The organism is Actinoplanes sp. NPDC049802, from assembly GCF_040656595.1.
Lineage (GTDB): Bacteria > Actinomycetota > Actinomycetes > Mycobacteriales > Micromonosporaceae > Actinoplanes.
In genome coordinates, this window is the sequence record NZ_JBFAMR010000142.1 from 1 (window position 1) to 9,841 (window position 9,841).

At 66.2% G+C, this 9,841-nt stretch carries 9 protein-coding genes and 2 tRNA genes; 2 read left to right on the forward strand and 9 right to left on the reverse strand.

Annotated elements, in window-relative coordinates; all coding sequences use genetic code 11:
• Positions 1–544 precede the first annotated feature (544 nt).
• Positions 545–760, forward strand: coding sequence for a hypothetical protein (locus tag AB0I88_RS40415; RefSeq protein ID WP_361037457.1), 216 nt, complete (start codon positions 545–547; stop codon positions 758–760).
• 795 nt (positions 761–1,555) lie between these two features.
• Here the strand turns inward: AB0I88_RS40415 and AB0I88_RS40420 are convergent.
• The 6 genes from AB0I88_RS40420 to AB0I88_RS40445 all read right to left on the reverse strand — a co-directional run bounded on the left by AB0I88_RS40420 (position 1,556) and on the right by AB0I88_RS40445 (position 7,005).
• Positions 1,556–2,368 carry a carbon-nitrogen hydrolase family protein gene (locus AB0I88_RS40420; RefSeq protein ID WP_361037459.1) on the reverse strand — a complete coding sequence of 271 codons (813 nt, stop codon included), beginning with the start codon at positions 2,366–2,368 and terminating at the stop codon, positions 1,556–1,558.
• A gap of 166 nt (positions 2,369–2,534) precedes the next feature.
• Positions 2,535–3,827: an ATP-dependent Clp protease ATP-binding subunit ClpX gene (gene clpX / locus AB0I88_RS40425; RefSeq protein WP_361037461.1), complete on the reverse strand. Its 1,293-nt coding sequence runs from the start codon at positions 3,825–3,827 to the stop codon at positions 2,535–2,537.
• 217 nt (positions 3,828–4,044) lie between these two features.
• Positions 4,045–4,701, reverse strand: a complete 657-nt coding sequence (locus AB0I88_RS40430; protein ID WP_361037463.1) for an ATP-dependent Clp protease proteolytic subunit — start codon at positions 4,699–4,701, stop codon at positions 4,045–4,047.
• Positions 4,702–4,712: 11 nt separating this feature from the next.
• On the reverse strand, positions 4,713–5,348 hold the full coding sequence (locus AB0I88_RS40435; protein ID WP_361037465.1) for an ATP-dependent Clp protease proteolytic subunit: 636 nt from the start codon (positions 5,346–5,348) through the stop codon (positions 4,713–4,715).
• A 203-nt stretch (positions 5,349–5,551) separates the two neighbouring features.
• Positions 5,552–6,895 (reverse strand): trigger factor, encoded by a 1,344-nt coding sequence (gene tig / locus AB0I88_RS40440; protein WP_361037467.1) that lies wholly within the window; start codon positions 6,893–6,895, stop codon positions 5,552–5,554.
• 36 nt (positions 6,896–6,931) lie between these two features.
• Positions 6,932–7,005, reverse strand: a tRNA-Pro gene (locus tag AB0I88_RS40445).
• A gap of 130 nt (positions 7,006–7,135) precedes the next feature.
• On the opposite strand from AB0I88_RS40445, the gene AB0I88_RS40450 reads away from it, so the two are divergent.
• Positions 7,136–7,206, forward strand: a tRNA-Gly gene (locus tag AB0I88_RS40450).
• An 82-nt stretch (positions 7,207–7,288) separates the two neighbouring features.
• On the opposite strand, the gene AB0I88_RS40455 is transcribed toward AB0I88_RS40450, so the two are convergent.
• From AB0I88_RS40455 to AB0I88_RS40465, 3 genes are all read right to left on the reverse strand, one after another.
• Positions 7,289–7,891: a site-specific integrase gene (locus tag AB0I88_RS40455; protein WP_361037469.1), complete on the reverse strand. Its 603-nt coding sequence runs from the start codon at positions 7,889–7,891 to the stop codon at positions 7,289–7,291.
• 111 nt (positions 7,892–8,002) lie between these two features.
• Positions 8,003–8,344: an N-terminal phage integrase SAM-like domain-containing protein gene (locus AB0I88_RS40460; protein WP_361037471.1), complete on the reverse strand. Its 342-nt coding sequence runs from the start codon at positions 8,342–8,344 to the stop codon at positions 8,003–8,005.
• A 274-nt stretch (positions 8,345–8,618) separates the two neighbouring features.
• On the reverse strand, positions 8,619–9,841 hold a 1,223-nt coding region (locus AB0I88_RS40465; protein WP_361037473.1), incomplete at its 5' end, for a CBS domain-containing protein.

Consider the following 9,841-nt stretch of genomic DNA (forward strand, 5'->3'; position numbering starts at 1 on the left):
GAATCCTCAACCCATCCGAAGACAGGCCGGGGTATTGCCATAATTGGCACTGGCTTATCAAGCACCCTGTTGAGTTCTCAAAGAACAACCGCACATCGAAGTTGAGCCCGTCAAAGCTCGCCCTCAAGGCAACTGCTCGATAGTATCTGGTCGTTTTCGCCGGACAAAATCAGGGACTCTGTCGACAACGCCCAAATGTTCCCCGCGATGCGGGAAGTGGCTCTGATGGACCGGCCGACAATCACCTGAGTGATCCATCCGCCCGGCTCCCACCGGCTTTGCCACTCTACCCGGTTGGCGTCGCGGCCGCAAATCCAATTTCTTGAATCTTTGCCGCACCACCCGGATGCCGAGTTCGAGCATATCTCGCTCTCGACCGCCCCCGAGGCACCTTCCGGATTATCACTTTCGTGGCTATCCGACCGGTTTCCCGCTGGCAGAGAGAAAGTTACGCGACCCGTGCGGGTGACCGCAAATCGATGCTCATGCCCGCGGAAGTGGCGAGCCTGCACACGGCGCAGTGATCCCATGACAGAGTGGCCTCATGGCCACTCCCCCGACACTGGCGGCCGACGCGGTCCTGGGCCTGCTCGTCCCGCTCTGGCAGTGGGCGATCGGCCTGCTTGTGCTGGTCACGGTCGTGCTGTCGACCCGAAAACTGCTGATGCGCGGCCCCACCCGGATGGGTGGCGCGCTGCTCCTCGCGGGCGGCGCGGTCCTCGCCCTGACCGCCCTGAGCTACCTCGTGGACAGTTTGTGACGCCGGATACATCTCACCGGTAGTGCCGGCCGGCGCCCTTCCACCAGGCTCGCAACCGCCTGTCACGAAGGCGTCCCACCGTCATCCAACCTCGGACAGCGCCTCATCACTCGTACCGGAGCATGGTTTGACCTTGAACCTTCGCCGCGGCCGGAGGCTGAACGCAGCGGGGCTGTCCGCTCAGCGCCTGGTCTTCTGCGGCCGGCCGTCAGCGCTCCTTCGTGCGTCCTGAGACAGCGTTCACGACCAACCGAAGGATCCCAGCTGCACGCCAGGGCTGACTCACCACGCGCACCATGACGCTCACGACCAACCGAAGGAACCCGGCTGCACGCCAGGGCTGACTCACCACGCGCACCATGACGCTCACGACCAACCGAAGGAACCCGGCTGCACGCCAGGGCCGGCTCAGCGACCGCGACACGGCGCTCACGGCCAGCCGGAGTGGACCGTGCTGTCCGGGACGTTTGTTGGGACGCCCCAGTGCAGTGGCTGACTGCCGAAGTGGGAGGGGGATTCGCGGGGTGGTCGGCTTTTCGGCGCGACGCTTCCGGAGTCGCCGGCCCGTACTGGTCTGTGCCGGTGGGCAGGAGAGGTGCGCGGCGGGCGCCGGCCGGCCGAAGCGCACAGCCATCGGGGAACGGGGCGGCCGCGGACCGGCCCCGGTAGTTGCCGAAGTGGTGCCGGACAACGGACCTGGACGGCCGCGTCTTCGAACCTGATCGGGCGCTGTGCGGCCGGGTGGGAACATCAACTCCCGACCACGGTGCCGAACCTGGCGGGCGGGTGTCCGGATCAGCGGAGCCGGAAGGTCTCCATCCTCCGGTTGGCGAGGCTGGGCAGTTCGGTACGGATGGTGTCGAGACGCTCCAGGTCGAGGTCCGCGAAGGTGACACCGACGGTGTCGGGGGCCTGCGCGAGGACGGTTCCCCACGGGTCGATGATCATGCTGCGGCCGAAGCAGGTACGGCCGGGCTCGTGGTCGCCGATCTGGCCGGCCGCGAGCACGTAACACTGGTTCTCGATGGCCCGGGCGCGCAACAGCACCTCCCAGTGGTCACGGCCCGTGTGCATCATGAAGGCGGCGGGCACCACCAGGATCCGGGCGCCGGCTACCGCGAGAGCACGGTACAGCTCCGGGAAGCGGAGGTCGTAGCAGATGGTCAAGCCGGTGGGCACGCCGTCGACGTCGGCTACGACGGGGTCCTCGCCGGGGGCGACGGTGCGGGACTCCTGATAGGAGACGCGGCCGGCGATCTCCACGTCGTAAAGGTGGATCTTGCGGTAGGTGGCGGCCAGGGCGCCGTCCGGCGCGAAGACCAGCGACGTGTTGTAGGTCCGGCCGGCGTCGGGGCCGGTCTCGTGGAACGAGCCGGCGTGCACCCAGAGGTTGAGCTCCCGGGCGGCGGCCGCGAAGAAGGTGGCGAACTCGCCGTCCACGGCCTCCGGTTCGGGCGCGTCGGCGGAACGGCCGAGGAAGTCGGCATACTCCGGAAGGACCGCGAGCCTCGCGCCGCCGGCGGCGGCACGATCGAGAAGATCACGAGCCACGGCCAGGTTGTGAGCACGGTCTTCGCGGGAGTTCAGCTGGCAGACGGCGACGCGCATAGATCGAAGGGTACGGCCACCCGCGGCCGTTCGTCGTAGCCGTGGCGGCGGAGACGCACTCGTCCGCCCGCGACGCTTCCGGGGGTTGACCCCCGTAGCCGCAGAAGCACACTCGCCACCGCCCGGGATGGGCGACGGCGAGTGGGACGAACTCAGGGAGAGCCGGTCAGGCTGACTTCTCCTCGCGCTCGGGACGGCGACGACGCCCGCTGAACTCGCGTGGAACGATCGTGGGAATCACGTTCTCCACGACGACCTCGCGAGTGATGAGAACCCGGGCGGCGTCGGGGTTGCTGGGGACCTCGAACATCACGTTCTGAAGGACCTCTTCCATGATCGCCCGGAGGCCCCGGGCGCCGGTGCCCCGCAGCATGGCCTGGTCGGCGATGGCTTCCAGCGCTCCGTCGTCGAACTCCAGCTCGACGCCGTCGAGCTCGAAGAGGCGCTGGTACTGCTTCACATAGGCGTTCCGCGGCTCGGTGAGGATCTTGATGAGCGCGTCACGGTCGAGGTTGCGGACGGTCGTGATGACCGGAAGACGGCCGATGAACTCCGGGATCAGGCCGAACTTGAGCATATCCTCCGGCATCACCCTGCTGAAGATGTCGTCGGTGTTCCGCTCGGAGATCGACCGGAGACGGGCGCCGAAGCCGACGCCGCTCTGCCCGACCCGCTGCTCGATGATCCGGTCCAGACCGGCGAAGGCGCCGCCCACGATGAACAGCACGTTCGTCGTGTCGATCTGGATGAACTCCTGGTGCGGGTGCTTACGGCCGCCCTGGGGCGGGACGTTCGCCACCGTGCCTTCGAGGATCTTCAGCAGGGCCTGCTGCACACCCTCACCGGAGACGTCGCGGGTGATCGACGGGTTCTCGCTCTTGCGGGCGATCTTGTCGACCTCGTCGATGTAGATGATGCCCTGCTCGGCGCGCTTGACGTCGTAGTCAGCCGCCTGAATGAGCTTGAGCAGGATGTTCTCGACGTCCTCGCCGACGTAGCCGGCCTCGGTGAGCGCTGTGGCGTCCGCGATCGCGAACGGCACGTTGAGCATCCGGGCCAGGGTCTGCGCCAGGTGCGTCTTACCGCAACCGGTGGGGCCGATGAGCATGATGTTGGACTTGGCCACCTCGACGTCGCTGCCCGCTCCGGGAGCACCGTTCGACTCGGCCTGGATCCGCTTGTAGTGGTTGTAGACCGCGACGGAGAGTGCTCTCTTCGCCTGCTCCTGGCCAACGACGTAGTTGTCCAGGAATTGGCAGATCTCCATCGGCTTGGGAAGCTCTTCCCACTTCACCTCGCCGGTCTCGGCCAGCTCCTCTTCGATGATCTCGTTGCAGAGGTCGATGCACTCGTCGCAGATGTAGACCCCAGGGCCCGCGATGAGTTTCTTGACCTGCTTCTGCGACTTCCCACAGAAGGAGCACTTGAGTAGGTCGCCACCGTCGCCGATCCGTGCCACCTACGTTCTCCCTGCGTTCATTGGCCGGCTGTCGACCGAACCTTGTGCGAGGACGGAATGCCTCGTTGCCATCAATCGTCCGCCGACCCGCGTAACTGAGGCTGCAGACTCGACGTTACCCGCAAAGGGGCTGTTCTCCGACCCCCCAAAACGGGCGTGTCAGGGGTCGGCCAGTCTAGCGCTCGCCCAGCCGGCCCCTGACACCGCGGACCCTCGGTCAGACGCCGGCCGTCTGCAGGCTCTTCTTGCGAGTGGCCAGGACGACGTCGACCAGCCCGTACTCCTTGGCCTCGTCCGCCGTCATGATCTTGTCGCGGTCGATGTCCTTCCGGACCTTCTCCACCGGCTGGTTGGAGTGATGCGAAATCATCTCCTCCAGCTGGGTCCGCATGCGCATGATCTCGCGGGCCTGGATCTCGATGTCCGAACCCTGACCGTAACCGCCCTCGGTGGCCGGCTGGTGGATGATGATCCGCGAGTGCGGGAGCGCCATCCGCTTACCGGGGGTGCCACCGGCGAGCAGCACGGCCGCGGCACTGGCCGCCTGGCCCAGGCACACCGTGCTGATGTCGGGCCGCACATACTGCATGGTGTCGTAGATGGCGGTCATCGCGGTGAACGAACCACCGGGCGAGTTGATGTACATCAGGATGTCGCGGTCCGGATCGGTGCTCTCCAGCGTCAGCAGCTGGGCCATCACGTCGTTGGCCGACGCGTCGTCCACCTGCACGCCGAGGAAGATGATCCGGTCCTCGAACATCTTGTTGTAGGGGTTGGACTCCTTGATGCCCCACGAGGTGCGCTCGGAGAACGAGGGCAGCACGTAGCGGTTGTGCACCGGAGCGAACCCGGGAGGCATGGAAAGGTCGGTCATGGGTCAGCTCCTCAGTTCAGCGTTCCGGCACCGTCGGGAACCTGCGTGGCCCCGGTGATCACCTTGTCGATGAAGCCATAGTCCTTGGCCTCCCCGGCCGTGAACCAACGGTCCCGGTCGAAGTCGGCCGCGATCTGCTCCTGAGTCTGACCGGTGTGAAACGCGATCCGCTCCTGGAACATCCGCTTGGTGTAGAGCATCTGCTCGGCCTGGATGGCGATGTCGGCGGCGGTGCCACCCATGCCACCGGACGGCTGGTGCATCATGATCCGGGCGTGCGGCAGGGCGAAGCGCTTGCCCGGCGTCCCGGCGCAGAGCAGGAACTGCCCCATCGAGGCGGCCATGCCCATCGCGACGGTCTGCACGTCGTTGTCGATGAACTGCATCGTGTCGTAGATGGCCATACCCGAGTAGACAGAGCCGCCCGGGGAGTTGATCCACAGGTGGATGTCGGCCTCCGGGTCCTCGGCGGAGAGCAGCAGCAGCTGCGCGCAGATGCGGTTGGCGCTCGCATCGGTCACCTCGCTGCCGAGGAAGATGATCCGCTCGCGCAGGAGCCGATTGAAGACCGAGTCGTCGAGGTTGCCACTCAGGGCGTCGCCCCCGCGCCGCGACACTGGCCCGGTGGGGAGGTGGAGATCGGTCATGGCAGCCCTTCACAGCTTGCTGTGTCGGCCGAGAGCCGGCCGGCAGGTTGTCCGTCGTACGACCAACCTAACTGGTCGGATGCGCATCAGCTTCCCGCTCGGGCAGGTGTTCGCTGACAGCGCATCGCTTCGCCGTACCCCGGAAATGACAACGGCCACCGCGCACCCGGAAGGGATGCGCGGTGGCCGGCCAGGCACTCAGATCAGTGGTTGTGACCCGCGTGGTCGTCCTCGGTGCGCAGGTCGTCCAGCGAGAGCGTGTTGCCCTCGGAGTCCTTCATGGTGACCTGCTCCATGACCGACGCGAGCGCTTTGCCCCGGCGCACGTCCCCGAAGACGGAGGCGGCGGCGCCCGAGCGCACCAGCTGGTCGTAGTACTGCTGGGGCTGCATCTGGGCACGCTGCGCCCGGTGCACGATCTCGTGGCCGAACTCGTCGTCGGTGACCTGGACGTCCTCGGCGTCGGCGACGGTGTCGAGCAGCAGCTGGATCCGGACGCCCTCCTCGGCCGCCTCGGTCAGCTCCTGGTCGATCTGCTCCTCGGTCTTGTCCTCCGAGGCCAGGTAGTCGGCCAGGGTCGCGCCGATCCGCTCCAGCTGGTCGGTCATGGCCTGCTTACGGCCCTCGACCTCGTCCTTGACGACACCCTCCGGCGCCGGGATCTCGGCCGTCTCGACGAGCTGCTTGAGCGCCTCGTCACGGGCGGCGTAGATCTGCTCGACCTTCTTGGCCCGGGTGAGGCGGGTGCGCAGGTCCTCACGAAGCTCGTCGAGGGTGTCGAACTCGCTCGCCAGCTGGGCGAAATCGTCGTCGACCTCGGGGAGCTGCTTGTCCTTGACGGTCTTCACGACGACCTTCACCTCGGCGTCGCGACCGGCGAAGTCGCCGCCCACGAGCTGCGTGGTGAAGGTGGCCTCCTCGCCGGCGGAGAGGCCGACGAGCACCTCGTCGAGGCCGGGGAGCAGCTGCTTGCTGCCGACCTCGTGGGAGATGTTGGTGGCCGAGCCGCCGGGGACGTCCTCGCCGTCGACCGTCGCGTTCAGGTCGAGCTGAACGTAGTCACCCTCCGCAGCCGCCCGCTCGACGGTCTTCAGGGTGGCGAACCGCTCGCGCAGGCCGTTGATCTGCTCATCGATCTCGTTGTCACCGATCTCGACGGCCGGAACCGTCACGGTGATCGCGGAGAGGTCCGGCACGGTGATCTCCGGGCGCACGTCGACCTCGGCCGTGAACTTCAGCGGCGCGTTGTCGGCGAACTCGGTGATCTCCACCTCAGGGCGGCCGAGGGTCTTGACCTCGTGCTCCTGGACCGCGGCGAGGATCTGCTGTGGGATCGCCTCCTGGACGGCCTCGTTGAGCACCGCGCCCCGGCCGACACGCTGGTCGATCACGGCAGGCGGAACCTTGCCCTTGCGGAAGCCCGGCACCTGGACCTGCGCGCCGATCTCCCGGTACGCCTTCTGCAGGCTCGGCTTGAGCTCCTCGAACGGCACCTCGATGGCGAGCTTCACCCGAGTCGGGCTCAGAGTCTCGACGGTGCTCTTCACAGGCGTACTCCTTGTTGCTGCGGATGTTGGTGTCAGTCGGGGTGGCGGGATTTGAACCCACGGCCCCTCGCTCCCAAAGCGAGTGCGCTACCAAGCTGCGCCACACCCCGTGGCGACGGCCAGTGTATGCGGTCCGCTTGCCTGCGTGTGCGCTGGAGTCACCTGCTGGGGAATCCGGTTCGCGCGGACGGGAGATGATTCAGTAAGCTGTGCACGAGCCCCGAGCTTCTCGGGGATCACGCGGGCGTAGCTCAATGGTAGAGCCTCAGTCTTCCAAACTGATTACGCGAGTTCGATTCTCGTCGCCCGCTCTCGCAAGAAGGCCCAGGTCAGCGGCTGTGTCGCCGACCTGGGCCTTCGTCGTTCACCCGCCCGGATGATCTTGCGTGCCCATTAGGCGTCCGGGTCGGTGTCCCGGCAGCGTTTGCCCGGCTTGCCGCCGCGGGCTGTCGGCTTACTGCGCTTCGCGCTCTTGGTGATCCGCTTGTCCATGCTGTCGGCGATCTCGCGGTCCCGCTCGTTGGTGGCGTGCTGGTAGATCAGGGCCGCCCGCATGCTCGCGTGGCCCATCCGGTGCATCAACTCGCGGGTGCTGGCGCCGCTCGCCGCCGCGATGTTGTTGCCGGTGTGCCGGAGGTCATGGAAGTGGAAGCCTGCCGGCATCCCCGCGTCCGCCAGCGCCTTCGACCACTTCACCGCCCGCCGGAAGTTGCCGGTCCGGAGGGGCATGTCCTTGTCTCCGGTGAAGATCAGCGCTTCCGGGTCCTTGCCGGTGAACTCGGCCAGGTGGCTCACCAGGGCCCTGCGGGCAACTGCCGGAAGAGCGACGACCCGGATGCCCGCCACCGATCTCGGCGGGCCGAACTCCAGGCCCGACTTCAAGGCCGCCAACTTCCTGGGTACGCGTACGGTCCCGGCCGCCCCGTCGACGTCGCACCGCCGGAGCGCGGCCAGCTCGCCCCAGCGGAGGCCCGAGAACGCAGCGACCGTGATCAACGCCACGTATCGGGGCGGCATTCGCTCGGCGAGCGCGAGGACCTGGGCGACGGTGGCGACCGGGCGCTCCGGGGTGTGGTACCGGTCGTAGCCAGGGATCCGGCACGGGTTCTACTTCAGGATCTCGTCTTCCCGGACCGCGGTATTGAGGATGGCCCGCAGTAGCGAGTACGCCTTCACGGCCTGCGGTTCGGTGGTGCCGCCGGCCAGGAGCTTGCCGCGCCAGGAGCGGATCGTCTGCGGCTTGATGGCGCCGAGGGGCAGGCGGCCGAGGATCGGCTCAATGTGCAGGCGGAACAGGTCCTCGTAGTTCTCGCGGGTGCGCCGTTGGAGCTTGCGGTGGGCGATCCACTCCTTGCCGTACCCGGAGAGCTGCACCTCGCCGGTCTCCTTGTCGCGGACCTGGTTGTCGGGGTCGTTTGCGGTGCTCGAAGCCGCCGGCGGCCTCCACACCGAGGCAGAGCACTCCGGCCGGGAAGACGTAGCCGAATGGGACGAGGGCTTTCAACGTCAGCGGAACCATCCGGACCTGACCTTCTGATCGAACAGAGGTCAACATGACATCCGTTGATTCTTACAAGTCAGTTTGCATGTAAGCACAGGCAACGATCGAGGTCTGAACTCAAATGGCGCGACGACCACTCAGGGCGAGACGCACCCGGGGAACCCCGGGCCAGATCGGGGTACTGATCAATACCGATTACGCCAGATTTGTTCACGTCCGCAGCTAATCGGTGCACCGCCGGAGCAGCCGGAGGAAGTTGCGCAGCCGCTCCACGTCGGCGGGCTTGACCGGATCGCGGTTGAAGTGGGCCACCGTGTTTCGAACCTTGCGGATCTGATCGAGACGATCCACGAACGACGCTTGGTAGACGGGCCAGCCGAGGTGCGCCCAGCAGTCGGGATTGGCAAGGATTTCCTGGTAGTCGTACATCGTCATCTTGTCCGGCGCCTTGGTCTTCATCCCGACCTTCTCGAAGACACCGTCCTCCAGCAGGTTCTGCACGACCTGCCGCAACTCTTGGTCAATCTCACCGATGAGGAAGAACGGCGCCGCGGTCTCGTGGTACTTGTCCACCACGTCGGCGCTGGTGATGATGCCCGAAACAGCGCCCTCAGGGTCGCGGACGAAGATGAAGCCGTCGTTGCGCAGGTCTGCGATCACGTCGAGAAGCCGACGGTCGTAGTTGAAGACCTTGGCGTGCCGGTCAATCGCCGTATGGAATGGTGCATCTGGGTTGTGGTGCCTGGCCTCTGCGAGAGACTTCCAGGTAACGGCACCGATGAGGTTGCCATTGTCAAGGACCGCCAATTGTGAATAGTCGTCCAACTGCATCGCGGTGATGGCCCGCTCGAAGGTGGCGGTGGGCGGCACCCAACACAGCACATGGTCTTCGAGAAGGTTGCCCAGCGTCAGCCCGATATCGGCAGTCGCCTCGCCTTCACTCACCGGCACCGACTCCGCCACCGGGCTCGCTTCCGGGACGGCATCGGTGACCACGTCGATACGGACCGGACGATCCAGGGTCACCGCGCGGAAGTCAGGAATCGTCGTCAGGCCGTGGTTGTCGAGGTCGGCCTGGATCGTCGCCGTGGTACTGCTGTCGCGGTCATCGAAACCCCAGATCTTGAGAACCTCGCGTACCGGCAATGTCTCGGGCTGACCGGCCTGAGCCTTCTCCAATAGTTCGTTGAGACGCTCGAACCGTGCACGAACGCCCTCGTTGTCGGCCGAGGCACCGTGTTCGTCCTCAACCTCGGTCGCCACGGTCTTCAACAACTGCTGCCGAAGCTGGTGCAGAGTTGGCCCGTCGGAGCCAACATGCCAGGCGATCCAGCCGGCGACAGCGCCCAACTTACGACTTGGTGCGCGATAGCTGAGTGACCCGCGTCGATCATGAAGATGGCCGTGCGGGACGATCATGATTGTGACGTCAGGATGGGCCCGCA